Below are 24,110 nucleotides of genomic sequence, written 5' to 3'. Positions count from 1 at the left end.
GCCTCCGCACTTGGGCGCACCGGCACATGAAACTGTCTGCCCTTCGAGGGTCGGCAAACGTCCAAAACATCTGATTAATCGACAAGACAGGCACCCCTCTCCGAAACGAGGATGCATGCCCCACCAGCAAGCCCCATCCCTTCCTTTCTCACCCAACCCAACACGAGTCACTGCATGTCCATCCAAGCCACCCCGACCGCCGGCGCCAAGCTCCTCACCCCCAGGGACCACATGCTGGTCATGATCGACTTCCAGTCGCAGATGGCCTTTGCCACGCATTCGATCGACGCGGTCAACCTGCGCAACAACGCGGCGCTGGTCGCGAATGCCGCTGCCGGCTTCGGCGTGCCGACCATCCTCACCACCGTGGCCGAGAAGAGTTTCTCGGGCCCGATGTTCAGCGAAATCACCGATGCCTTCCCGGGTCAGAAGATGCTCGACCGCACATCGATGAACACCTGGGAAGACGCGGCCGTCATCGCACGCGTCAACGAAATCGGCAAGCCGCGCATCGTGCTGTCGGGCCTGTGGACCGGCGTGTGCATCGTCGGGCCTGCGCTGTCGGCCATCGACCAGGGCTTCGAGGTGTTCGTGATCGCCGACGCGTGCGGCGACGTGTCCGCCGAGGCGCACAACCGCGCGATCGACCGCATGGTGCAGGCTGGGGCGCGGCCCATGACCTCGCTGCAGTACCTGCTCGAACTGCAGCGCGACTGGGCCCGCACCGACACTTACGAGCTGACCACCGGCATCGCGAGGAAGTTCGGCGGCGCCTACGGCCTGGGCGTGACCTACGCCAAGACCATGTTCGGCGCGCACGAAGGCTGAGCGCGTTGGTGATCAAGATGAAGCCCTACGTTCTGTCGCTTGCGCTCGGCCTGCTGGTCGGCGTGATCTATGCGCTGTTCCAGGTGCGCTCGCCGGCCCCGCCGGTCATTGCGCTTGTCGGACTTCTGGGGATCCTGCTCGGCGAGCAGATCCCGCCGCTCATCAAAAGCGTGCTCAAGCCCGACGCGGTGACCACCTCGTGGCTGCACCACCAGGTCAAGCCGCATGTGTTCGGTGAGCTGCCGCAATCCGAGAAGGCGGCCCCGGCCGCCACGGCACGCAAGACGTGATGAGCGATTCTTTCGACGAACAACGCCGCCGGCTGTGCCTGGGCACACTCGGCGCTGCCATTGCTGGAACGGCGATGGCCCTACCCGATGCTTCAAGGAAATCCGACATGGCGGGAGATGACACACCCGATCTGATTCTTCACAACGGACGCTTCACCACGCTGGACCGGGCCAACCCCATGGCCAGCGCCGTGGCCATCAAGAACGGGCGCTTCCTGCGCGTCGGCCGCCGTGAAGACGTGCTGCCGCTGGCTGCCAGCGGAACCCGCGTGATCGATCTGCAAGGCAAGACCGTGTTGCCGGGCCTCATCGACAACCACCTGCACATCATCCGCGGCGGACTCAACTACAACTTCGAGTTGCGCTGGGACGGGGTGCGCAGCCTGGCGGACGCCATGGGCATGCTCCGGCGCCAGGTTGCGATCACGCCGGCGCCGCAATGGGTGCGCGTGGTGGGCGGCTTCACCGAACACCAGTTCGCCGAGAAGCGCCTGCCGACCATTGGCGAGCTCAACGCGGTGGCGCCCGACACGCCCGTGTTCATCCTGCATCTGTACGACCGCGCGCTGCTCAACGGTGCAGCGTTGCGCGCCGTGGGCTACACCAAGGACACGCCGGCGCCGCCCGGCGGCGAGATCGTCCGCGACAGCACAGGCAACCCCACGGGCCTGCTACTCGCAAAGCCCAATGCGTCCATCCTCTACGCCACGCTGGCCAAGGGACCGAAGCTGCCGCTGGACTATCAGGTCAACTCGACCCGCCACTTTATGCGCGAGCTCAACCGGCTGGGCGTGACCGGCGCCATCGATGCGGGCGGCGGCTTCCAGAACTACCCCGAGGACTACCAGGTGATCCAGCAGCTGGCCGATGCCGGCCAACTCACCATCCGTCTGGCCTACAACCTGTTCACGCAGAAGCCCAAACAGGAAAAGCAGGACTTCCTGAACTGGACGGCCACCTCCAGGTACAAGCAGGGCGACGACTACTTTCGGCACAACGGCGCGGGCGAGATGCTCGTGTTCTCCGCGGCGGATTTCGAGGACTTCCGCCAGCCGCGTCCCGACATGGCGCCCGAGATGGAAGGCGAGCTCGAGGAGGTCGTGCGCGTGCTCGCGCAGAACCGCTGGCCATGGCGCCTGCACGCCACCTATGACGAGACCATCGACCGCGCACTCGATGTATTTGAGAAGGTCAACCAGGACACGCCCCTGGCGGGCCTGAACTGGTTCTTCGACCATTGCGAGACCATCTCCGAGAAGTCGATCGATCGCATTGCGGCACTCGGCGGCGGCATCGCCGTTCAGCATCGCATGGCCTACCAGGGCGAGTACTTCGTCGAGCGCTACGGCGCTGGCGCGGCCGAGGCCACGCCGCCGGTCAAGCGCATGCTGGAGAAGGGCGTGAACGTTTCGGCTGGCACCGACGCGACGCGCGTGGCCTCGTACAACCCGTGGGTGTCGCTGTCGTGGCTGGTCACGGGCCGCACCGTGGGCGGCATGCAGCTCTACCCGCAGCGCAATTGCGTGGACCGCGAGACCGCGCTGCGCATGTGGACGGAAAAGGTGACCTGGTTCTCCAACGAGGTCGGCAAGAAGGGCCGCATCGAAGCCGGCCAACTGGCTGACCTGATCGTGCCCGACCGGGACTACTTCGCGTGCGCTGAATCGGACATTGCAGACACCACGGCGCTGCTGACCATGGTGGGCGGCAAGATCGTCTACGGCGCCGGCCCGTTCGCCTCACTCGACGAAGGCACACCGCCCGCAGCCATGCCCGACTGGTCGCCCGCACGCACCTTCGGCGGCTATGCAGGTTGGGCCGACACGAAGGAGGGCGCACCGATGCAGAAGGTGCTGCGCAAGGCTGCAGCGGACTGCGGCTGCGCCAACAACTGCAACGTGCACGGGCACCGGCACGCCACCGCATGGAGCAGCAAGCTGCCGATTGCCGACCTGAAGAGCTTCTGGGGCGCGCTCGGTTGCGCCTGCTGGGCGGTCTGAGATGCGCTGGACCTTTTCACCCGCGCTGCGCTGGATCGCGTTGCTGCTGCTGTGCGCTGCCTACCTGCAGGGCGGCTTCAACAAGGCCACCGACTTCGCGTCCGCCGTTGCCGAGATGAACCACTTCGGCGTGTCTCCCGCGGCGCCGATGGCCATGGCCGTCATCGTGCTGGAACTGGGTGCCTCGGCCCTCATCCTGACGGGCTTCTACCGCTGGCTGGGCGCCCTGGCGCTGGGCGCGTTCACGCTGTTCGCCACGTTCGTGGCGCTGCGCTTCTGGGAAATGCCGCAACCCGAACGCTTCATGGCCGCGAACTCGTTCTTCGAGCACCTCGGGCTGGTCGGCGGCTTCCTGCTGGTGGCGTGGCATGACTTGAAGGCGCGCGCGAATGGCTGAGATCACCGACTCCCCGACTCCTGCAGTCTCTGCAGAACCCGCAGGTTCCGCGAAGGCTGCGAGCGGCTTTGCGCCGCTGCGCCAGCCGGTGTTCGCCGTGCTGTGGACCGCCACCGTGCTCGGCAACATCGGCAGCTTCATGCGCGACGTGGCCAGTTCCTGGCTCGTGACCGATCTTTCGGCCAGCCCCACCGCGGTGGCGTTGATCCAGACGGCGGCCACGCTGCCGATCTTCTTGCTCGCCATTCCGGCGGGCGTGCTCTCGGACATCCTCGACCGCCGCCGCTTCCTGATCTTCGTGCAGCTGGTGCTCGCGAGCGTCAGCGGCACGCTGCTGGTGCTCTCGCACACGGGCTCGCTCACTGTCCAGTACCTGATCGCGCTGACCTTCGTGGGCGGCATCGGTGCGGCGCTGATGGGGCCGACGTGGCAGTCGATCGTGCCCGAACTGGTGCCCAGGTCCGACCTGAAGAGCGCGGTGGCATTGAATTCACTGGGCATCAATATCGCGCGATCGATCGGGCCTGCCGCGGGCGGGCTGATCCTTGCGAGCTTCGGCGCAGCCCTGACCTACGGCGCCGATGTGCTGAGCTATGTCTTCGTCATTGCCGCGCTGATCTGGTGGAAGCGCCCGGCCGCGGTGGACAGCGGGCTGTCGGAGAACTTCCTGGGCGCCTTCCGGGCCGGCTTGCGCTACACGCGCGCCAGCAAGGAACTGCACCGCGTGATGCTGCGTGCGGCGGTGTTCTTCCTGTTCGCGAGTTCGGTTTGGGCGCTGCTGCCGCTCGTGGCGCGTCAGATGCTGGGCGGAACGGCCGGCTTCTACGGCGTGCTTCTGGGGGCGGTGGGCGCAGGCGCCATCGCAGGCGCGCTCGTCATGCCGCGCCTGCGCGCGCTGCTCGACGCCGATGGCCTGGTGCTGCTGGCGTCGGTCATCACTGCCAGCGTTATGGCTGCGCTGGTGTTCGCGCCGCCGAAGTGGCTGGCCTTGCTGCTGCTGTTGCTGCTGGGCCTGGGCTGGATCATTGCGCTGACCACGCTCAACGGCGTGGCGCAGGCGATCCTGCCGAACTGGGTGCGCGGTCGCGGACTGGCGGTGTACCTCACCGTGTTCAATGGCGCGATGGCGGCTGGCAGCCTCGGCTGGGGCCTTGTGGCGCAGGCGATCGGGGTGCCGTACACACTCGTGGCGGGCGCTGCCGGCCTCCTGGTCGTGGCGCTGCTGTTCCATCGTGCGAGGCTGCCTGCGGGCGAGTCGGACCTGCAGGCATCCAACCACTGGCCCGAGCCGCTGGTGACCGAGCCCGTCGCGAACGACCGTGGCCCGGTGATGGTGCAGATCGAGTACCGCATCCGCAAGGAAGACCGCCCCGCATTCCTCGACGCGATGAAGCGCCTGTCCCTGGAGCGCCGCCGCGACGGTGCCTATGCCTGGGGGGTGACCGAGCACACAGGCGACGCCGAGCGCGTGATGGAGTGGTTCCTGGTGGAATCATGGGCCGAGCACCTGCGGCAGCATCACCGCGTCTCGCACGCCGATGCCGATCTGCAGAGCGAGGCTGTGCGTTTCCACATCGGGCCCGAGAAGCCGGTGGCGCATCATTTTCTTTCGCTCTGATCCTTCGTTCCCCTTCACTTCACAGAAAAATCCATGACCACTCTCACCTTGCGCGACGGCACCGAGCTCTACTACAAGGACTGGGGCTCGGGCCAGCCCATCGTCTTCAGCCACGGCTGGCCCCTGAGCGCCGACATGTGGGATGCCCAGATGCTGTTCTTCGCGGAGCGCGGCTACCGCACCATTGCCTTCGACCGCCGCGGCTTTGGCCGCTCGAGTCAGCCCTGGACCGGCTATGACTACGACACCTTCGCCGACGATATTGCCGAGCTGATCGAGAAGCTCGACCTGAAGGATGTGGTCCTCGCGGGCTTTTCGATGGGCGGCGGCGATGTCGCTCGCTACATCGCACGCAAGGGCTCGGCACGCATCGCCAAGCTTGCGCTCATCAGCGCCGTGACGCCGCTGTTCATGAAGACTGCCGACCATCCCGTGGGCCCCGATGCCTCGCTGTTCGCCGGCATCCGCGCCGGGCTGGCCGCCGATCGTCCGCAGTTCCTGGACGACTTCAGCACGCTGTTCTACGGCACCAACCGCCCTGGCGCGAAGGTGTCGCAGGGCGTGTTCAAGCAAACGCTGCAAATCGCGCTGCAGGCTTCGATCAAGGCCACCATCGACTGCGTGACGGCGTTCTCTGAGACCGACTTCCGCCCCGACATGGCAAAGATCGACGTGCCCACGCTCGTGATTCACGGCGACGATGATCAGGTGGTGCCGGTCGAGGCGACGGGAAAGCTCGCAGCGGAAATGATCAAGGGCGCCCAGCTCAAGGTCTACGCTGGTGCGCCGCACGCCACCTGCAATACCCACGCCGATCAGGTCAATGCCGACCTGCTGGCGTTCATCCAGGGCTGACGCTGCTTGCGCCCGTAAGGGCGCGCCGGCTCTACAGGTGAGGCACCGAAATCGGCGGCGCCGCTGCCGCCTCGCCCTCGTGCGTGCCGCGTTGCAGCAGCACCGAACATGCGGCGAGCACAGGCGGCACCGCAAAGCACCACACGTTCCACCGCATGAAGATGAGCGCGGCTGCCGCGCAGCCCGCGGCGAACCAGGCCACCGCCGCGGCCATGCGCCGCATGCGAGCTTGCGCGGCGGCGGCTTCTTCCGGTGGCTTCCCGCCGCGCAGCAGGTCGGCCAGATCGATCATCACCTGTGTCGTCGTGCCGGTCATCAGCGTCGTGGGGGGCGCGCTGCCGAAGTGGATGCGGTGCACGGCGTTCTGGATCGCCATGGCTGATACCAGCACAAGGCCAGCGAGCATCGCCATCGCGCTGTCGCCATCCGGGAAAGGGCCGAAGCGAATCGCGAGCACACCGCCCACCAGCAGCAGGGCCGTTTTGAGCACCAGCATCGTGCGCAGCACGGGGAGCCCCAGCCCCGGGAGGCCATAGCTCAGCCAGCGCGCGAGCACCACCACAGCGCAGAACACGGGCAAGGCCAGCAGCTTGGTGAGGGCGCCCGAGCTTCCATGCACAAATGCCGCGCCGATGGTCACGAAGTTGCCCGTCACATGGGCCGTGAACAGGCCATGCAGCGCGAGGAAGCCGGCCGTGTCCACGAAGCCGCCGTTGAGGCTCATGAGTTGGGGCAGGGTGGGTTTCATCAGCACGAGACGCTCTACTTGGGGATTCTCTGCGCGGGGTCGTAGAAGAAGGTTTCCTCGACGATGCGTTCGTCCTGCCAGCGCTGCCATGCGACTTCCTCCATGTGGGTGCGCGTGCCATCGAGCCAGTCGAACTCGAAGATCCAGCGAATGGCCACGTGGTCGCCGCTCACCATCACGGGTCTGACGCAGTGGGAGTGAATGGCCTTCGCTTTCTTGAGAATCGCGCGTTCGTTGGCGATTGCCTGATCGCGGCCGACACGCGGCGCGGACTGGTTTTCGTACATCACGACGTCGGGAGCATAGAAGGCCTCGACGGCCTCCGCGTGGGTGTTGGCCTCGACGAGTGCGACGAAGCGTTCAATGGTGTCTGGCGTAGGCATCGGCAGGTCTTTCGATGAAGAAGGGTAAGAGCGAAAAGCTGAAGGCGGCTAGAGCCCGCGTGCCGCGCTCGGGGAGTGCCCGACGATGCGCTTGAACGCGCGGCTGAACGATGCCTCCGAGTCATAGCCCAGCCGATCGGCCGCCACGGCCACGCGCACCCCGTCGTTGGCAATCCAGCGGCGGGCTTGCGCCATCTTCAGCTTGGCGACGTACTTTGCCGGACTCTCGCCTACCGTGGCGCTGAACGCTTCGGCAAAGCTCGAGCGTGACGCGCCCATCAGCTTGGCGAGCACCGGCACGCTCCAGTCGCGTGCGGGATCGGCATGGATGGCGGCCAGCACCTGGCCGACCTTGGGGCACTGCACGGCGGCGATCCACCCCGTGGAGTCGCTGCATTCGCACTCGACCCATGCGCGGATGATGGTGGCGGCCAGCACGTCCGCCATGCGCGCGAGGATGCCGCAGGCGCCAATGCGGTCCAGCGCGATCTCGCGCTCCATGGCGTTCAGCAGCACGGGCACCGTGGGATCCTTCTTGGCAAGGTCGCCCGCGCGCATGACGTCCGGCATCATCGCCAGCAGTGGGTGCAGCGGGTCCAGGTTGAAGCGCATGGCGCCGCAGAACATCACGTCGGCGGGCGCTGCGTCGTTGCGTTCGTCGGCTCCGCGCACCAGGTAGATGTTGTCGGAAACGGGCACGCGCCCCAGCGAATCGATGTCCAACGCGGGCACCTGCGGGTCGCTGGCCAGCACATGGGCGCTGCCTCTGGGCAGCAGCACCGCGTCGCCCGGGTTGAGCTGCAGCCAGCCAGTCGACGCGGTGTGCAGCCAGCAGGCGCCGTGCGCGACGAAGTGAAACCGCGCATCGCGCTGCGCCGGGAATGCGATGGCCCAGGGCGCGTGCATCAGGCAGCGTCCGTATTCCACACCGTCCAGGCGCAGGTCCAGCAGGATGCGCGTGAGCATGTCGAGGCTTCCGGTGGAGTCGGATCGGTCCATCGGCGCATCACGCGATGAGTTGGAGAAATCGTCAAGCATTTCGGATATTCAGGTATGGGATCGCCGGGATGGTATTCCTACACTTTCTGGTCTGCTTCCAACAACCGAATGACCTTGTGCCCTCTTCATCTTGCTCAGAATGCATCGCAGCCGGCGCGCAAGCGCCAGGGCTTCTTGCCACCTCTCCCAACACCGAAGCGTCGGCTCGTTGGCCCGCAGTGGCTTCGCTCGCGCTCGGCGTGTTCGGGCTCGTCACCGCAGAGTTCTTGCCCGCGAGCCTGCTGACGGCCATCGCGAATGACCTTGGGGTAAGCAACGGTGCCGCGGGCCAGGCGGTCACCGCCACCGCGCTGGTCGGTGCCGTGGCCGCACCTGCCATCCCGTTGCTCACCCGCCGCTTCGATCGCAAGTCGGTGCTGCTGGCGTTGATGGTGCTGCTGGTGATCTCCAACGTCCTGGCGGTCACGGCGCACAGTCTGCCTGCGCTGCTGGTCGCGCGCGTGCTGCTCGGCGTGGCGCTCGGCGGTTTTTGGTCGATGGCCGCGGCGCTTGCGATGCGGCTGGTTCCCGAGAACCTCTTTGCGCGTGCGATGTCGCTGGTGCTCACTGGCGTCTCCGTGGCCACTGTCAGCGCCGCGCCAATCGGTGCGTGGATGGGCGCGATGTGGGGCTGGCGCAGCGCGTTCATGGCTGCAGGCGTGGTCAGTGTGCTGACGCTCCTCGTGCAGGTCCTCACGGTGCCGTCGCTGCCTCCACGCGACAACCCGAACCTGCGCGTGCTGGGCCAGTTGCTGCAGCGCTCCGGCGTGCGCGTTGCGCTGCTGGCCGTGCTGCTGGTGATCTCCGGCCACTTCGCGGGCTTCACCTACATCCGCCCCTTGATGGAGAACGTCACGCATCTGTCGGTCAGCGCGATCTCCGGCGTTCTGCTGGCCTATGGCATCGGCGGCTTCTTCGGCAACTTTGCGGGCGGCTTCATCGCCGAACGCAGCGAACGCCGGGCGATTGTGTCGGGTGCGGCGCTGATCGTGGCGATGGCCGCGAGCTTGTGGGTGGCCGGCGATTCGTTTGTCGTCACGGCAGGCGCCATTGCGCTGTGGGGCTTCGCGTTTGGCGCGTTCCCCGTGGGATTCCAGACCTGGATCGTGCGTGTCGCGCCGGACCAGGCCGAGGGTGCGGGCGGCTTGCTGGTGGCAGCGTTCCAGATCGCCATTGCGATCGGCGCGATCGGCGGCGGCATGCTGGTCGACCATGTCGGAGCGCTCGGTGGGCCGATCTTTGCAGTCGTGGCTGTCGCTTTGGGTCTGCTGCTGACGCTGCGTTTTGGACCTCGGCCGGCGATCGCTTGATGTCGCACTCGGCATGTCATCCATGAATTCAATCAACCGTCGCATCACGCTGGCTGCTCATCCAAGCGGCCTGCCGACACCGCAAGACTTTCGCATTCAAAGAGAGGCTGTACCGAAACCAGCCGAGGGCCAAGTGCTGCTGCGGACGCTCTACCTTTCCGTCGACCCCTACATGCGCAACCTGATGGAGGCCGTTGGGCCCGGCTACGCGCCGCCCGTCGCGCTCGGCGCCACCATGGTCGGCGGCACAGTCAGCCGCGTGGTGGCGTCGCGCAACGCAAAGATGCCGGTGGGTGAACTGGTGCTGGCGAATGCCGGCTGGCAAGACTATGCGCTGTCCGATGGCAGCGACCTGCTGACCCTAGGCGACATGGCGCAGCCTTCGCTCGCGCTGGGCGGACTCGGCATGACGGGCTTCACGGCCTATGTGGGCCTGCTCGATATCGGCAAGCCCAAGGCGGGCGAGACGGTGGCCGTGGCGGCGGCGACCGGTGCCGTTGGGGCTGTGGTCGGGCAACTGGCCAGGTTGAAAGGCGCGCGCGTGGTCGGCATCGCGGGCGGCGCGGACAAGTGCCGCGCCGCGGTGGAGGTGCTTGGCTTCGATGCCTGCGTCGATCGGCATGACCCGCGCTTCGCAGAGCTGCTGACCCTGGCATGCCCTGACGGCATCGATGTGTACTTCGAGAACGTCGGCGGAGCGGTGTTCGACGCCGTCTTGCCGTTGCTGAACATCGGCGCGCGCGTGCCCGTATGCGGCTTCATCTCGCACTACAACGATGCCGACAAGCCGACGGGCCCTGATCGCCTGCCGGGCCTGATGTCCAAGCTGCTGGCCCGGCGCATCCACATGCAGGGCTTCATCATCCTCGACCACTACGGCGAGCGCTTCGACGCATTCCGGCGCGAGATGGGCGGCTGGATCGCCGCCGGCCGCGTGAAGTTGCAGGAAGACGTCGTCGACGGACTGGAGCAGGCACCCGACGCACTCATACGGCTGCTGCAGGGCGGAAACTTCGGCAAGGTGGTCGTGCGCGTTGCCCAGGATTGACCTTGCCTCATTTCCGGGGGCCCGCGATCCTGACCACAGGCTGATCACGGCCGCAAGGCGTAATTCGCCCTAGTGCTCTTTGGGGAAAACAGTGCGAGAAATGGGTTGCCTAGGCTCAAAAAGGAGACACCCAAGATGACGATGCACGTCCGTTCTCGCCGTTCCCTTGTCCTGCATGCGCTTGCCGCTGGAATGATCGTGCTGGCTTCCGGCACGTCCGCGCTGGCCCAGACCTATCCGACCCGGCCGATCACGCTCATCGTGCCTTGGGGCGCTGGTGGCGGCACGGATGCCACGGCTCGCATCGTCGCGAGCCTGCTCGAGAAGGAGCTGAACCAGCCGGTGACCGTGGTGAACCGCACCGGCGGAAGCGGCGTGGTGGGCCATGCCGCCATTGCCTCGGCACCGCCGGACGGCTACACGATCGGACTCGCAACGGTCGAAATCGGCATGATGCACTGGCAAGGCTTGACCGAGCTTTCGGGTGCGTCGTACACGCCCATCGGGCTGGTCAACGCCGATCCGTCGGCGATCGAGGTCCGTGCCGACGCACCCTACAAGAGCGTGACTGACCTGCTCGCGGCCATCAAGGCGAATCCGGGCAAGCTCAAGGCATCCGGGACAGGGCAGGGCGGCATCTGGCATCTCGCGATTGCCGGCCTGCTGCGCGACCAGAAGATCGACCCGGCGGCCGTTGCATGGGTACCCAGCAATGGCGCGGCGCCCGGCCTTCAGGACATGGTGGCCGGCGGCATCGACATCGCGCCGGTCTCCCTACCCGAAGCGCGGCCGCTGATCGACGCGGGCAAGGTCAAGAGCCTGGCCATCATGAGCGACAAGCCGTCGGCGCTGTACCCCAACATCCCGACGCTGAAGTCCGTCACGGGCAGCGACTGGACGATGGCCGCCTGGCGCGGCATCGTCGCTCCCAAGGGCATCCCGCCGGAGGTGCGCGATCGCCTGGGCGCCGCGGTGAAGAAAGTCGCCGCCAGCAAGGAGTATGGGGACTTCATGGCTTCGCGCGGATTTGGCGTCGTCTACGCGGATCCCGAGGCTTTCGGAAAATACATGGCCAAGTCGGACGCCGAACTCGGCGCGACCATGAAGGCCGTCGGTATCGCGAAATGATGCGCCCTGGCCTCTGCCCGGTGACGTCATGAAATTGAACGACGCGGTTTTCGGCTGCGTCCTGCTGGCGCTGGGGATCGCGGTACTTCTGGTGGTGCAGAGCTATCCACCCATCCCCGGCCAGCAGGTCGGACCGGCGCTGTTCCCGGGGCTGATCGCTTTCGCCCTGTGCGTGTGCGGCGCGGCGTTGACCATCAGTGGCTGGCGCAGGCGCCATGACACTGGCTGGTTCAAGCCCGGGGATTGGGTGAAGTCGCCCAGGCATGTGGTGGCGTTCTGCGCAGTCATCGGCAGCGTGCTGTTCTACATGGTGGCCGTCGACAAGCTCGGCTTCCTGATCACGGCCACCTTGCTGCTGACGGCTGTCATGTCGGCATTGCGCGTTCCGCCGTGGCGCTCGTTGCTGGTGGCGGTCATTGCGACGCTGCTCATCCACGCCGCGTTCTACAAACTGCTTCGCGTTCCGCTGCCATGGGGCCTGCTCACGCCCTACGCCTGGTAGGCCGCCCGCAACAACGCCACCGAGGATCGAACACGCATGTCGACAGCTCTCGCGCAGGCTTTTGCCATGGTGTTCGACCCGTACACCGTGCTGGTCATGATCGCTGCATCGCTGTACGGGCTCTTCGTGGGCGCGGTGCCGGGGCTCTCCGCGACCATGGCCGTGGCCTTGCTGGTGCCGGTCACTTTCTTCATGGCGCCGATTCCTGCCATTGCCGCGATGGTGACGTCCACCGCGATGGCCATCTTCTCCGGCGACATTCCCGGTTGCCTGCTTCGCATCCCCGGAACGCCTGCCTCGGCGGCTTATACCGATGAGGCTTTCGCCATGACCCGCAAGGGCCAGGCCGAAGTCGCTCTTGGTGCGGGTCTGGTGTTCTCGGCCGTCGGCGGTCTCTTCGGCACCGCGGTGCTGATCGTGGCGTCGCCTGCGCTGGCCGACTTCGCACTCAACTTCAGTTCCTTCGAGTACTTCTGGCTCGTGTTGCTGGGCCTGACCTGCGCCGTGTTCATCACGTCGGACCGGCCGCTCAAAGGCGTCGTGACGCTCTTGCTCGGCTTGCTCGTGGCGTGCGTGGGCTTGGGCAACCCGGCTGGCTTTCCGCGCTTCACTTTCGGCAACGCCGAGATGACTGGCGGCATCGGCATGATCCCGATGATGATCGGCATGTTCGCGATTTCGGAGGTGATCCGCTATGCCGTCGACACGCTGCCGCCGGCCGAGTTGGTGGTCGAGAAGGTCGGCAGTGTCCTGGCGGGCCAATGGGCGCTGGCAAAGAAATACCCGCTTCAGATCTTGCGCGGCAGTGCGCTGGGCACGGTCGTCGGCGCATTGCCTGGTGCCGGTGCCGACATCGCGGCCTGGATGTCCTATGCGATGAGCAAGAAGTTGTCCAAGGAGCCGGAGAAGTTCGGCACTGGCCACGTCGAGGGCATCGTCGAATCGGGCTCTGCGAACAACAGCGCCTTGGCGGGTGCGTGGATCCCGGCATTGGTGTTCGGCATTCCGGGAGACTCCATCACGGCGATCGTGATCGGTGTGCTCTACATGAAAAACCTCAACCCCGGGCCGACCCTCTTCACCACGAACCCGCAGAATATCTATGCGGTGTTCATACTTTTCATCGTGGCCAACCTCATCATGATCCCGCTCGGGATCCTGTGCATCAAGGTGTCCAAGCGCATCCTTCGGGTGCCGCGCAACCTGCTGATGCCGCTCATCCTGATCTTCTGCATCGTCGGCGCGTTTGCCATCAACAATTCGCTCTTCGACATCGGCGTGATGCTGGTCGCCGGCATCGTTGCCTACTTGCTCGAGGAGAACGATTTCCCGATCGCTCCGGCCATTCTGGGCGTGGTGCTGGGCGGCATGCTCGAAGAGAACTTCATCACGTCAATGATCAAGTCCGACGGCAATCTCCTGGGCTTCGTCTCGCGTCCGATCGCTGCTTCGCTGGCAGTCTTGTCGGTGCTGATCTGGGTTGTTCCGGTGCTTCGAGGACTGCGGCGCAAGCGTTCAGTCCAGGCTGCGGCCTGACAGGAACGTACGCCTACTATCAAATGCACCCGCGGGCCTGGCTAGGCGTCTGGCCAAAGCGGGCGCGATAGGCCCGATTGAAGGTGGAGACTTCGTCGAAGCCCCAGTCGGCGGCAATGTCCGCGATGGGCCGCTTCGGTTGTTCCTTGAGCACTCGATGGCATTCATCGAGGCGGCATTGCCGCAGGTAGCCGCTGAAGGTGTGACCGAACTCGCCGAGGATCTTGAAGAGATAGCTGCGCGAAATGCCGAGTTCGGCGCACGCCGCGTCCGGCGTGAGGCTGCGGTCGGACAGGCGGTTTCTCATCAGCGCGAGGATGCGGTCGCGCATCTCGCACCGGAGCCTGTCGGCGCGGGTGTCCGGTTTTTCCGACACTTGTGCGCGGGACAACAGGTCGCTGCAGTGCCCCACCATCAGTGACTGCACCTGCAGCAGGTCCTGCGAGGGCAGTTCGTGCACCAGCCGCATGTAGTTGGCCAGAATGCGCCCCGTGCCGCCGTCGCCCGTCAGCACGGGCGACACAAGGCGCCCACGACGGCCGAGTCGCGGCCGCAAGAGCGCGTCATCGATCTCGATGCAGAACATGCTGAAGCTCGAGCGGAAGTCGACTTCCCATGTGGACGCGCAGTCGACCACGTAGATGTCGCCGGGTCCGGCCCGCAGCGCGCGGCCATCTTGTCGGACCACCACCTCGCCGGCGCGCATCAGGTTCACGAAGAAGGGCGCGCTTTGCTGGCGCGCGAGGCCGCTGCTCGAGAGCCGGACTTCATGCGCTTCGGCCGTGATGGTCGAACTGCGCAACTCAGGAAGCATGAGGCCGTCGATGCGGCCCTTGAAGCCGGGCGCTTCGGCGCGTTCGGGCTCGAGGGGTACGTAGGCGTCGCAGATGGCATCGCGCCAGTAGGCGAATTGCTCGCCAGGCCGGACGATCTGAGTGCTGCGGTGATAGGACGAGTCGTTCATGGGTCAACTGAAGGAGCGCGCCGATCATGCCAGCACCTGCGCTCATCGTCACGCATGGGCTGTGGACGCTTTGCACGTTCGCCGTGGACGCTGCGCTCTGGCTCTCGCGGCCGGCCCGGGCAACGATAGGCACCCTGTTCGACAACGATGGAGACAACGCCGATGGCGACATCCGAGCAAATGGACGAGTGGCTCGCCTCATTCGAGCGTGAGGGCTTCGTCGTGCTGCCCGAGATCATTCCGAGATCCCGTGTGCTCGCCCTCACCGAGGCCTTGCTCCGGGTGGAGGCCGAGCACGGCTTCGGCTATGCCAAGACTTCATTCGAAGGGCTCAAGACCGTCCGCATCAACAACCTGCTGGTGCACGACGAACTGTTCTGGACGGTGCCGCTGCAGCCCGAAGTGCTCGGGCTGGCCGAGCGGCTGCTCGACCGCGAGTTGCTGCTGTCGTCGCTGTGCTCGCTGACGCTCGGCCCCGGCCAGGAGGCACAGCCCCTGCACGAGGACACGCAGCAGATCCCGCTGCCGCGCCCGCGCGCACCGCTGGCCATCAACGCCATCTGGGCACTGAGCAATTTCACATCGGACAACGGTGCCACGCACATCGTGCCCGGCAGCCACAAGCAGCCCAGTTCGCCGCCCTACGGTGCCGAGATCGAGACGGTGCAGGCGACCATGGAGGCAGGCAGCGTCATGCTGTTCGACAGCGCGCTCTGGCACAAGGGCGGCGCCAACACCACGTCGATGCGGCGCTATGCGCTCTCGTGCTATTACTGCGCGGGCTGGCTGCGCCAGCAGGAAAACCTGCAGCTGGGCATACCCGCAGACGTGGCGCGGCGTCTCCCGCGTCGGCTGCAGGAGCTGTGCGGCTACAGCATCTACAAGGGCCAGTACGGGCACATCGACAACAAGGACCCGATCACCCTCCTGGGCAACGAAAGCGGCCGGCGCACGGTGTGGGAAGCCAGCGACCTCAAGAAGCGGCGCGAGGCCGGCCCGGACTGCAAATGACGCGAATCGATGGAGAGACGGCCGGCTTGCCGTCTGTGCCGGAATCGGTCGTGCACTTGCTGCGCGATGCCGCCGCCGAAGCGCCTGAGCGCCCGGCGCTCAGCTTCGAGGGCGTGCGCCTGAACTATGGGCAGTACGCCGGACTCGTGGGCGCGGTCGCGCGACGGCTCGGCGCGCGGGTGCGGCCCGGCGACCGGGTCGCGCTGGTCATGCGCAATTCGCTCGACCTCGCGGTCGCCACGTTTGCGGTGCATGCGTTGCGCGCGCAAGTGGTGCCGCTGAATCCAGGCTACAGCGTGCGCGAGATCGCCCACATGCTCGGAGACGCGGACCCTTGCATGGTGCTGTTCGACCAGAGCGTGACGATCGACCTGCAGGCACTGCGGCCGGCGCTGCCCCGCGAGGCCCTGTGGTGCACGGGAGACGGCAGCGGCTTCGTCGCACTGCAGGCAGAGGCCTGCGCGCTGCCGGCCAAGCTTCCCACGCACCAGGACTTGGCCACCCTGCAGTACACCGGCGGGACGACCGGGCTGCCCAAGGGCGTGAACATCCTGCATCGGCAGCTCGCCTTCAACATCGCGCAGCGCGAAGCGTGGCTGCCGACCCGGCGGGGCGCCGAGATCGTGCTGTGCACCATGCCGCTGTTTCATGTGTCCGCGGTGTCGATGTCGCTGCACCTGTGCCTGTACGCGCGCGGCGAATTGCTGATCCATCGCCGCTTCAACGCCAAGGCGGCGCTGCAGGCGATCGCGGACCATCGCGTCACGCTGATGTCCGCAGCACCCACGATCTTCTACGACATCCTCAAGCAGCCCGGCCTGCCGCGCGAGGCGCTGGCCAGCCTGCGGGCTTGCTTCTCGGGCGCCGCACCTTTGCCGCGCGAGACGCTGATGCGCTTCGAGCAGGCGACCGGCTGCGCAATCTACGAGGGCTATGGCATGAGCGAGGCCGGCCCCTGCCTGGCCTTCAACCCGATGCACCGCGAACGCCGGCCGGGTTCGGTAGGCCTGCCGGTGCCCGCCTGCGAGCTTGAAGTGGTCGACGTGGAAGACGGCGCGACGCCGTTGCCGTCGGGGCAAGCCGGAGAGATCCGCGTCCGCGGGCCACAGGTGATGGCCGGCTATCGCAACCTGCCCGAGCTGACGGCCCGCACGCTGCGCGATGGCTGGCTCTATACCGGCGACGTCGCACTGAGGGACGACGAGGGCTACGTCTACATCCAGGGCCGCAAGCACGACACCATCAACGTCGCAGGCTTCAAGGTCTACCCGATCGAAGTCGAGCAGGTGCTGCTGTCGCAGCCCGAGGTGGGCGAGGCGGCCGCGTTCGGCGCACCCGACGAGCGCATGGGCCAGGTGGTGCATGCCTGGGTGACGCCGGCTCCCGGCCATCGGCCCGACGTGGAGCGTCTGCTCGAACACTGCGCCGTGCAGCTCGCGGCCTACAAGGTACCGCGCCGCGTCGGCATCGTCGAGCGGCTGCCGCGCACCAGCGTCGGCAAGCTGGCGCGCAACACCCTCGAACCCGTCGCGATCTCCCCCCTTCCTTCCAGGACTCAAAGGACACCATGAAGACCGAACTGAATCTGCAGGCCCTGCAAACCCAACTCGCCGAAGAAGGCTACGCCGTGATCGAGAACGTGCTCGATGCCGCGCAGCTCGCGCAAGCGCGCGAACGCGTGGCCGAGGTGATGGCCCATGAGCTTGCAAATCCGCTGGCTCCCGACAGCGAACAGCACGACGACGACGCGGAGATCCTCGCCTACTACAAGAAGCACTACACGGTGAGCGACGCCGAGGCGCAGCGCATGGTGGCGCGCATCCACCAGTACCGCTGCGACAACGCCGACACGCGCTGGCCCGTGCCGATCCACAGGGTGTCTAAGAACTTCCTGCACCTGCCCACGCTGTTCGACAACGACCAGTCGCAACGGGTGTGGAACCTGCTCGACAAGGCGCCCGACCTGATCCCTCTCATCGAGCACCCGGTAGTGCTGCCGATGGTGCGCCACGTCATGGGGCAGGACTGCAATCTGCATGACTTCCAATCCACCAGCATCGGGCCGCGCACCGGCGGCGGGGCCTGGCACGTCGATGCGCCGCTGGGCCAGATCGCCGAGCCGCTGCCCGAGTTTCCGCTGACGCTGCAGAACGTTTGGATGCTCGACGACTTCACCGCCGAAAACGGCGCCACCCGTGTAATGCCGCGCAGCCACAAGCTGCGCAAGTCGCCGCCCTGGGGCAGCGATCCGCTCGAAGGCGAAGTGACCCTCACGGCGCCGGCAGGCTCGGTGGCGATCTGGCTGTCGAACACCTGGCACCGCTCCGGGCCGAACCACACCGATGGCCAGCGCCGCGCGATCCTTTGCAACTACAACGTCTCGTGGCTGCGCCTGTTCGCCGACTTCACCAGCACGCTGCCGCCTGAAGTGGTGCCCACGCTGTCGAACGACGCGCGCTACCTGCTCGGCTTCGGCGCCCGCGCGCCGCTCACGCGCTGATCCGCACCATGTCCGACTTGAAAGCCTTGCCGCCCAGCGCCGGCCATTGCGCACCTGCGTTCGACGCGGTGCGCGCGGCCTTCGAGCACAACCTGGTCCACGGTGGCGAACTCGGCGCGTCGCTCGCCATCGAGATCGACGGCGAGTGCGTTGTCGACCTCTGGGGCGGCTGGGCCGATGCCGAAGGCGGCACGCCGTGGCAGCGCGACACGATGAGCGTGGTGTTCTCGAACACCAAGCCGGCGACCGCGCTGTGCATTCATCTGCTGGCCGAGGCCGGCGAGCTCGACCTCGACCAGCCGGTCGTGCGCTACTGGCCGGCTTTCGCCGGCGCCGGCAAGGAATCGATCACCACGCGCATGCTGCTCGACCATTCCGCGGGACTGCCGGCGCTGCGCGAGCGCCTGCCTGATGGAGCGGCCTTCGATTGGGAATTCATGGTCGAACGGCTCGAACGGGAGGCGCCATTCTGGGCCCCAGGCACGCGCGTGGGCTATCACGCGCTGACCTATGGCTGGCTGCTCGGTGAACTGGTGCGGCGCATCGGCGGCTGCTCGCTTGGCACGTTCTTCCATCGGCACGTGGCGCAGCCGCTCGGCCTGGACTTCTGGATCGGGCTGCCGTCGAGCGAGGAGTCGCGAGTCGCTACCATTGCGCCGCCCGCGCCGATTTCGGTGCCCGGCAACGCGTTCGAACGCGCGCTGATGCAGGAGCCGCAAAGCCCCACCGCGCTGTACATGAAGAACACCGGCGGTTGGCGCCCGAGCGGCTTCAACAGCCGGGCCGGCCACGCGGCCGAAATCGGCGCGGCCGGTGGAATCACCCACGCACGAAGCCTGGCGCGCTTGTACGGCACGCTGGCTTGCGGCGGTCAGCGGGGCGGCTTCCGGCTGCTCCGGGAAGACACGCTGGCCAAGGCCACGGCGGTGTCTTCCGCCACGCACGACGATGCCTGCCTGCGGGTGCCGACGCGCTTCGCGGCCGGCTTCATGCGCCAGATGGACAACCGGGCACGGGGACTGGACAGCGCCTGCTTCGGCCGCGACGCGTTCGGCCACGTCGGTGCGGGCGGCTCGCTGGCCTTCGCCTCGCCATCGCGCCGGCTGGGCTTCGGCTACACGATGAACCGGATGGGCCCGGGCGTGCTGCTCAATGCGCGCGCGGACCGGCTGGTTCAAGCGGTCTATGAAGTCCTGGATGGGGCGCCGAGCGACCGTTGAGTTTTCGAGACGCCATCCGGCACTTTCTTTTTCTACAAGGAGACAGACACCATGAACAACCACCGCCGTCGTCATCTGAAAGCCGGCCTTGCCGGCGCACTGGTCGCCAGCAGCCTGCTCGGCGCCAGCCTCGTCCACGCCGCCGATCCAGTGAAGATCGGCTATCTCATTCCTTTGTCAGGCAGCGCCGCGGCATCGATCGGCAAGGACATGTCGCGTGCCACGCACCTGGCCGTCAAGCACATCAACGAAAGCGGCGGCATCAAGTCGATGGGCGGTGCGCCGCTCGAATTGATCGAGGTCGACACGCGCGGCGATGCCAAGGTGGCCATCACCGAGGTCGAGCGCCTGATCACGCGCGAGAAGACGCCCGTGCTGCTGGGCGCCTTCCAGAGCGGCGTGACCTTCCCGGCGACCGCAGTGGCCGAGAAGTACCGCACGCCGTGGGTGGTCGACCTCGCGGCCAAGGCCGACATCACCGAGCGTGGCTTCAAGTACGTGTTTCGTCCGACGCAGGTGCCGGCCTCGTCCAACGCTGAAAGCATGGCCGACTTCGTTTCGTTCGCTGGCAAGGCCACCGGCAAGCCGGCCAAGACGGTCGCCATGGTCTACGAGAACACGGACTGGGGCCAGGACATGGCCAACACGCTCCGCGCCAAGTTCAAGGCGGCCGGCATCGAGGTCGTGCTCGACGAAGGCTACCCGCCGAACTCACCGGACCTGCGTCCGCTGGTGCTCAAGATCAAGGGCAAGAAGCCGGACGTGGTGACGGTCACCGCCTACTCGGCCGACGCCGTGCAACTGCACAAGCTGCTGGCGCAAATGCAGGTGGGCGCGATGGCCTACGTCGGCAGCGCGGGCGGGCAGATCGACAGCAACTTCATTCCGCTGGTGGGCAAGGGCATCGCGAGCCAGGTGTTCACCACCAATGGCTGGGCCGGCTACGAGTCTTCGATCACGACGCCTTTCGCGAAGAAGTTCTGGGATGAGTTCGTGGCTGCGAACAAGGTCGAGCCCAACGAGCTCTCGGTGAGCGCCTACGTCGCCACCTGGGTGATCAAGGATGCGCTGGAACGCGCCGGCAAGGCCGACCCCGAGGCCATCCGCAATGCGCTCGCGAAGACGCGGATCGAAGGCACGGATCTCACGAAGCTGGTCGGCTATGACATCGTCATCGACGAGAAGGGCCAGAACCCGAAGAAGCGCTATGTGATGCAGCAGATCACGCCGGCCGGCGAGTACCGCACCATCTGGCCGGAGAACCTGGCGTCCAAGACCTACCGCATGGTGTGGCCGGCGAACGCATCCGCGCCCTGAACGCCGCGCGCGCCGCGTGCGCCGCGACCGGCCGCCCCGCAAAGGCGGCCGGCTTTCATTTCTTCCGCAAGGAGCACTTCTTGTCGAGCACCTATCTACAGGCCCTGCTGAGCGGTATCGCCAGCGGGGCCATCTACGGCCTCATCGCGCTGGGCCTGAGCCTGCAGTTCGGCGTGATGAAGATCATCAATTTCGCGCACGGCTCCTTCCTGATGATGGCCATGTACGTGTCGTACGCGCTGGCGACCCAGGCCGGGCTGCACCCGCTGGTCACCGCGCCGCTGACCGCGGTGGTGTTGTTCGTGGTCGGCTACGCGTGCCAGCGCTGGCTCATTGATGCGATCTACCGCAAGGAGATCGCACGCGAACCCATCGGCGTGCTGATCTTCACCACCGGGCTGTGGATCTTCATGGACTACGGGTTTCTCGCGCTGGTGGGCCCCGACAGCCGCTCGGTCGACAGTCCGTGGGCCAACGAGGTCTTGGTCATCGGCGACTTGATCTTTACCTACCCGCAAGTGGCCGGCCTGGTGTTTGGCGCGTTGATCACGGGCGGGCTGGTCGCGTTCCTGCGCTACACGCGCACCGGCCGCGCGATCCGCGCCACGGGTCAGGATCGCGAGGCAGCCGGGGTGCTGGGCATCGACAGCGCCCGTGTCTACCAGCTGTCCTTCGCCATCGGCCTGGGCGTGCTCGGCGTTGCCGGCGCGCTCCTGCTGCCGCTTTATCCGGCGAACCCCTTCGTCGGCGACACCTTCGGCATGCGGGCGTTCGTCATCGTGGTGCTTGGTGGCATCGGCTCGGTGGCTGGCGCCTTCTGGGGCGGCATCATCGTCGGCGTGCTCGAATCGGTGGGCAGCCAGTTGATTCCGGTGACTTACGCCGAAGCGCTGATCTTCCTGTTGTTCCTCGGCGTGATGTACTTCCGCCCGAGCGGGCTCTTCGGTGTGGAGAACGAATGATGAGCACCCGCACTTTCCCTGCCGGCGCGAGGGTGGCGCTCATTGCCGCCGCGGTCGTCGTGCCGCTCCTGGCCGACAGCCAATACCTGCTGTCGATCGCCGTCCTCACGCTGCTGTACGCCTATCTTGCACTGTCGTGGAACATCCTGGGCGGCATTGCCGGTCAGCTTTCGCTCGGCCACTCGGCCTACTTCGGCATCGGCGCCTACACGTCGACCTGGCTGTTCGTGCACCTCGGGCTCAGCCCCTGGCTCGGCATGTGGGCCGGCGCCGCCATCGCCGTCGTCGCCGCCGTGGTGGTGGGTCTGTCATGCATGCAACTGCGCGGCGCCTACTTTGCGCTGGCGACCATCGCCACCGCGATGGTGCTCAAGACGCTGGTCGAGAACGCCGACAGCCTGCTGGGCGGGCCACGCGGCATGGAAGTGACCCTGCTGCGCGACGCGCCGCTGTATTTCCAGCACACACGCAAGGAGTTCTACTACGTGATCGCCCTGGTCTTCACGGTAGCCGCCTGGTTCATCAATCGCCAGATCCTGCGCAGCCGCTTCGGCTATTACCTCGCAGCGGTGCGCAACGACCAGGAAGCGGCGCTGGCTCTGGGCGTGCCCATCTTGCGCTACAAGATGCTGGCCGCGATGCTGAGTGCCGCGCTGACCGCGCTGGGGGGCACCTTCTACGCCCAGTTCGTGCTCTACATCAGCCCCGACAAGGTGTTCGGCGCCAACCTCGGCGTGGTCATCGCGGTGGTCTGCATCATCGGCGGACGCGGCACGCTGTGGGGACCAATCATCGGTGCGCTGCTCTTGCTGCCGGGCGAGGAACTCGCGCGCACCGTCTCGGGTGGCCTCGTCGGCGTCGACATGATGCTGTATGGCCTGCTGCTGATGCTGGTGATCCGCTGGGAGCCGCGCGGGCTGATGGCGATCTTCGAGCGCTGGTGCGAGCGCAGGCGCGCGACTCGGGCCGCGGCCCTCGGCGCCGCGGAGGGCGCACCATGAAGCTGCTCGAATTCCGCGGTGTCGGCAAGAGCTTCGGCGGCCTGCGGGCCTCCGACAACGTCAGCTTTTCGGTCGATGAAGGCGAGATCGTCGGCCTGATCGGTCCGAACGGCGCCGGCAAGACCACCCTGTTCGCCATGGCCTCCGGCTTCCTCGCGCCCACGGACGGCGAGATCTGGTTCGCTGACAGGCGGGTCGATGGCCAGAGCGCCGCGTACATCTGCGCCGCTGGGCTGGTGCGCACCTTTCAGATCGTCAAGCCTTTCGGCGAGATGACGGTTCTCGAGAACGCCATGATCGGCGCCTTCCTGCGCTATCCGCGCCGCGACGAAGCGGCGGAGGTGGCAACGAAGGTGCTGCGCCGCGTCGGCCTCGGTGGACGCGAGCAGCAGGTCGCCCGCACGCTCACGCTGTCGGGACGCAAGCGGCTGGAGGTCGCGAAGGCACTCGCCACGCAGCCTCGGCTCCTGCTGCTCGACGAAGTGATGGCCGGCCTCACCGGCGTGGAAACGGCGGAGATGGTGTCGCTGGTGCTGGACCTGCGCCGCACCGGCGTCAGCGTGCTGGTCATCGAGCACAACATGAAGGCGGTCATGCAGATGTCGGACCGCATCGTGGTCGTGCATCACGGCCGCAAGATCTCGGAGGGCGAGCCGAATGCGGTGGCGAACGACCCTGAAGTGGTGAAGGCGTATCTCGGGGAGGCTCACGCATGATGCTGGAAGTCAAGGGACTGGACGCCGGCTACGGCGACGTTCAGGTGCTGCGCGGCGTGGACATGAACGTCAGCGAAGGCGAGATCGTCTGCATGGTCGGCGCCAATGGGGCCGGCAAGACCACGCTGATCCGCACGGTGATGGGCACGCTGCCGGCCTTCGCCGGCGAGGTGCGCTTTTGCGGCGAACGCATCAGCGGCAAGCCATCGCACCAGATCGCGCGGTTGGGCATGGCGCAAGTCATGGAAGGCCGGCGGCTCTTCGGACACATGGAGGTCGAGGACAACCTGCGCGTCGGCGGCGATGTGCTGCGCGACGAGCGCCGCAGCCGCGACAACCTCGAGTGGGTCTACTCGCTCTTCCCGCGCCTGCGCGAGCGGCGGCGCCAGCGGGCGCGCTCCTTCAGCGGCGGCGAGCAGCAGATGCTGGCCATCGGCCGCGCGCTCATGACGTCACCCAGGCTCCTGCTGCTCGACGAACCCTCGATCGGCCTCGCGCCCATCATGGTCAAGGACATCTTCGAGAAGTTGCCGCATATCAATGCCCGCGGCATCACGATCCTGCTGGTCGAGCAGGACGTGCACCGTTCGCTCAGCCTGGCGCAGCGCGGCTATGTGCTGGAGCATGGCGAGGTCGTGATGTCGGGACCCGGCAGCACGCTCCTGGCGGACGAGGGGTTGCGTCGGGCGTACCTGGGGCTTTGAGGGCGACGCGCCGGTGGAGATTCCTCTCAGGGGC

Annotated in this window: 24 protein-coding genes; 20 read left to right on the top strand and 4 right to left on the bottom strand. The window is 66.5% G+C overall.

Going from position 1 to position 24,110, the window contains the following annotated elements; genetic code table 11:
- Window positions 1–174: 174 nt before the first annotated feature.
- The 6 genes from AC1DSF_RS18865 to AC1DSF_RS18840 all read left to right on the top strand — a co-directional run bounded on the left by AC1DSF_RS18865 (window position 175) and on the right by AC1DSF_RS18840 (window position 5,988).
- Entirely contained in the window at window positions 175–828 is a 654-nt protein-coding gene (locus tag AC1DSF_RS18865; RefSeq protein WP_478124144.1) for a hydrolase, read from the top strand.
- Window positions 829–845: 17 nt separating this feature from the next.
- Window positions 846–1,118: a DUF1427 family protein gene (locus AC1DSF_RS18860; RefSeq protein ID WP_478124143.1), complete on the top strand. Its 273-nt coding sequence runs from the start codon at window positions 846–848 to the stop codon at window positions 1,116–1,118.
- Window positions 1,119–1,225: 107 nt separating this feature from the next.
- Window positions 1,226–3,118, top strand: a complete 1,893-nt coding sequence (locus AC1DSF_RS18855) for an amidohydrolase (protein ID WP_478124692.1) — start codon at window positions 1,226–1,228, stop codon at window positions 3,116–3,118.
- Between the two features lies 1 nt (window position 3,119).
- A complete protein-coding gene (locus AC1DSF_RS18850; RefSeq protein WP_478124142.1) occupies window positions 3,120–3,515 on the top strand; it encodes a DoxX family protein in 396 nt (131 codons plus the stop codon).
- Window positions 3,508–5,133, top strand: a complete 1,626-nt coding sequence (locus AC1DSF_RS18845; RefSeq protein ID WP_478124141.1) for an MFS transporter — start codon at window positions 3,508–3,510, stop codon at window positions 5,131–5,133. The genes AC1DSF_RS18850 and AC1DSF_RS18845 overlap by 8 nt, the downstream gene beginning before the upstream one ends.
- A 33-nt stretch (window positions 5,134–5,166) precedes the next feature.
- On the top strand, window positions 5,167–5,988 hold the full coding sequence (locus AC1DSF_RS18840; RefSeq protein ID WP_478124140.1) for an alpha/beta fold hydrolase: 822 nt from the start codon (window positions 5,167–5,169) through the stop codon (window positions 5,986–5,988).
- 31 nt (window positions 5,989–6,019) lie between these two features.
- On the opposite strand, the gene AC1DSF_RS18835 is transcribed toward AC1DSF_RS18840, so the two are convergent.
- From AC1DSF_RS18835 to AC1DSF_RS18825, 3 genes are read right to left on the bottom strand one after another with little or no spacing between them, the layout of a single operon-like run.
- A complete protein-coding gene (locus AC1DSF_RS18835) occupies window positions 6,020–6,736 on the bottom strand; it encodes a YoaK family protein (protein ID WP_478124691.1) in 717 nt (238 codons plus the stop codon).
- Window positions 6,737–6,750: 14 nt separating this feature from the next.
- The gene (locus tag AC1DSF_RS18830) at window positions 6,751–7,119 is read right to left on the bottom strand and encodes a nuclear transport factor 2 family protein (protein WP_478124139.1); all 369 of its coding nucleotides are present in this window, start codon (window positions 7,117–7,119) and stop codon (window positions 6,751–6,753) included.
- Between the two features lie 48 nt (window positions 7,120–7,167).
- Entirely contained in the window at window positions 7,168–8,118 is a 951-nt protein-coding gene (locus AC1DSF_RS18825) for an AraC family transcriptional regulator (protein WP_478124690.1), read from the bottom strand.
- Window positions 8,119–8,234: 116 nt separating this feature from the next.
- Between AC1DSF_RS18825 and AC1DSF_RS18820 the strand changes: the two genes are divergently transcribed.
- From AC1DSF_RS18820 to AC1DSF_RS18800, 5 genes are all read left to right on the top strand, one after another.
- Window positions 8,235–9,467: an MFS transporter gene (locus AC1DSF_RS18820; RefSeq protein ID WP_478124138.1), complete on the top strand. Its 1,233-nt coding sequence runs from the start codon at window positions 8,235–8,237 to the stop codon at window positions 9,465–9,467.
- Window positions 9,468–9,480: 13 nt separating this feature from the next.
- Window positions 9,481–10,515, top strand: coding sequence for an NADP-dependent oxidoreductase (locus AC1DSF_RS18815; RefSeq protein ID WP_478124137.1), 1,035 nt, complete (start codon window positions 9,481–9,483; stop codon window positions 10,513–10,515).
- Window positions 10,516–10,656: 141 nt separating this feature from the next.
- Window positions 10,657–11,643: a tripartite tricarboxylate transporter substrate binding protein gene (locus AC1DSF_RS18810; RefSeq protein WP_478124689.1), complete on the top strand. Its 987-nt coding sequence runs from the start codon at window positions 10,657–10,659 to the stop codon at window positions 11,641–11,643.
- Between the two features lie 28 nt (window positions 11,644–11,671).
- The gene (locus AC1DSF_RS18805) at window positions 11,672–12,145 is read left to right on the top strand and encodes a tripartite tricarboxylate transporter TctB family protein (protein ID WP_478124136.1); all 474 of its coding nucleotides are present in this window, start codon (window positions 11,672–11,674) and stop codon (window positions 12,143–12,145) included.
- Window positions 12,146–12,181: 36 nt separating this feature from the next.
- Window positions 12,182–13,681, top strand: a complete 1,500-nt coding sequence (locus tag AC1DSF_RS18800) for a tripartite tricarboxylate transporter permease (RefSeq protein ID WP_478124135.1) — start codon at window positions 12,182–12,184, stop codon at window positions 13,679–13,681.
- A 19-nt stretch (window positions 13,682–13,700) separates the two neighbouring features.
- Here AC1DSF_RS18800 and AC1DSF_RS18795 read toward each other — a convergent pair whose 3' ends face one another.
- On the bottom strand, window positions 13,701–14,645 hold the full coding sequence (locus AC1DSF_RS18795) for an AraC family transcriptional regulator (RefSeq protein ID WP_478124134.1): 945 nt from the start codon (window positions 14,643–14,645) through the stop codon (window positions 13,701–13,703).
- A 162-nt stretch (window positions 14,646–14,807) separates the two neighbouring features.
- Here AC1DSF_RS18795 and AC1DSF_RS18790 point away from each other — a divergent pair, with 162 nt between their 5' ends.
- Genes AC1DSF_RS18790 through AC1DSF_RS18750 form a run of 9 tightly spaced genes read left to right on the top strand, consistent with a single transcriptional unit; the run spans window position 14,808 to window position 24,076 of the window.
- Window positions 14,808–15,656, top strand: a complete 849-nt coding sequence (locus AC1DSF_RS18790; RefSeq protein WP_478183235.1) for a phytanoyl-CoA dioxygenase family protein — start codon at window positions 14,808–14,810, stop codon at window positions 15,654–15,656.
- Window positions 15,653–17,227, top strand: a complete 1,575-nt coding sequence (locus AC1DSF_RS18785) for a class I adenylate-forming enzyme family protein (RefSeq protein ID WP_478183234.1) — start codon at window positions 15,653–15,655, stop codon at window positions 17,225–17,227. Before AC1DSF_RS18790 ends, AC1DSF_RS18785 begins: the two co-directional genes overlap by 4 nt.
- Complete coding sequence (locus AC1DSF_RS18780) at window positions 17,224–18,156, top strand: phytanoyl-CoA dioxygenase family protein (RefSeq protein ID WP_478183233.1); 933 nt, start codon at window positions 17,224–17,226, stop codon at window positions 18,154–18,156. The genes AC1DSF_RS18785 and AC1DSF_RS18780 overlap by 4 nt, the downstream gene beginning before the upstream one ends.
- Window positions 18,157–18,164: 8 nt before the next feature.
- On the top strand, window positions 18,165–19,376 hold the full coding sequence (locus AC1DSF_RS18775; RefSeq protein ID WP_478183232.1) for a serine hydrolase domain-containing protein: 1,212 nt from the start codon (window positions 18,165–18,167) through the stop codon (window positions 19,374–19,376).
- 51 nt (window positions 19,377–19,427) lie between these two features.
- A complete protein-coding gene (locus tag AC1DSF_RS18770) occupies window positions 19,428–20,693 on the top strand; it encodes an ABC transporter substrate-binding protein (RefSeq protein WP_478124129.1) in 1,266 nt (421 codons plus the stop codon).
- Window positions 20,666–21,655 (top strand): branched-chain amino acid ABC transporter permease, encoded by a 990-nt coding sequence (locus AC1DSF_RS18765; RefSeq protein WP_478183231.1) that lies wholly within the window; start codon window positions 20,666–20,668, stop codon window positions 21,653–21,655. The genes AC1DSF_RS18770 and AC1DSF_RS18765 overlap by 28 nt, the downstream gene beginning before the upstream one ends.
- A complete protein-coding gene (locus AC1DSF_RS18760; protein ID WP_478183230.1) occupies window positions 21,655–22,656 on the top strand; it encodes a branched-chain amino acid ABC transporter permease in 1,002 nt (333 codons plus the stop codon). The genes AC1DSF_RS18765 and AC1DSF_RS18760 overlap by 1 nt, the downstream gene beginning before the upstream one ends.
- Window positions 22,653–23,372 (top strand): ABC transporter ATP-binding protein, encoded by a 720-nt coding sequence (locus AC1DSF_RS18755; RefSeq protein ID WP_478124126.1) that lies wholly within the window; start codon window positions 22,653–22,655, stop codon window positions 23,370–23,372. Before AC1DSF_RS18760 ends, AC1DSF_RS18755 begins: the two co-directional genes overlap by 4 nt.
- Window positions 23,369–24,076 carry an ABC transporter ATP-binding protein gene (locus AC1DSF_RS18750; RefSeq protein WP_478124125.1) on the top strand — a complete coding sequence of 236 codons (708 nt, stop codon included), beginning with the start codon at window positions 23,369–23,371 and terminating at the stop codon, window positions 24,074–24,076. The genes AC1DSF_RS18755 and AC1DSF_RS18750 overlap by 4 nt, the downstream gene beginning before the upstream one ends.
- Window positions 24,077–24,110: the final 34 nt, after the last annotated feature.

The organism is Variovorax sp. 01N429 (genome assembly GCF_056399425.1).
The sequence above is the reverse complement of the archived record's forward strand: the minus strand, read 5'-3'. Positions and strand labels throughout refer to the sequence as shown.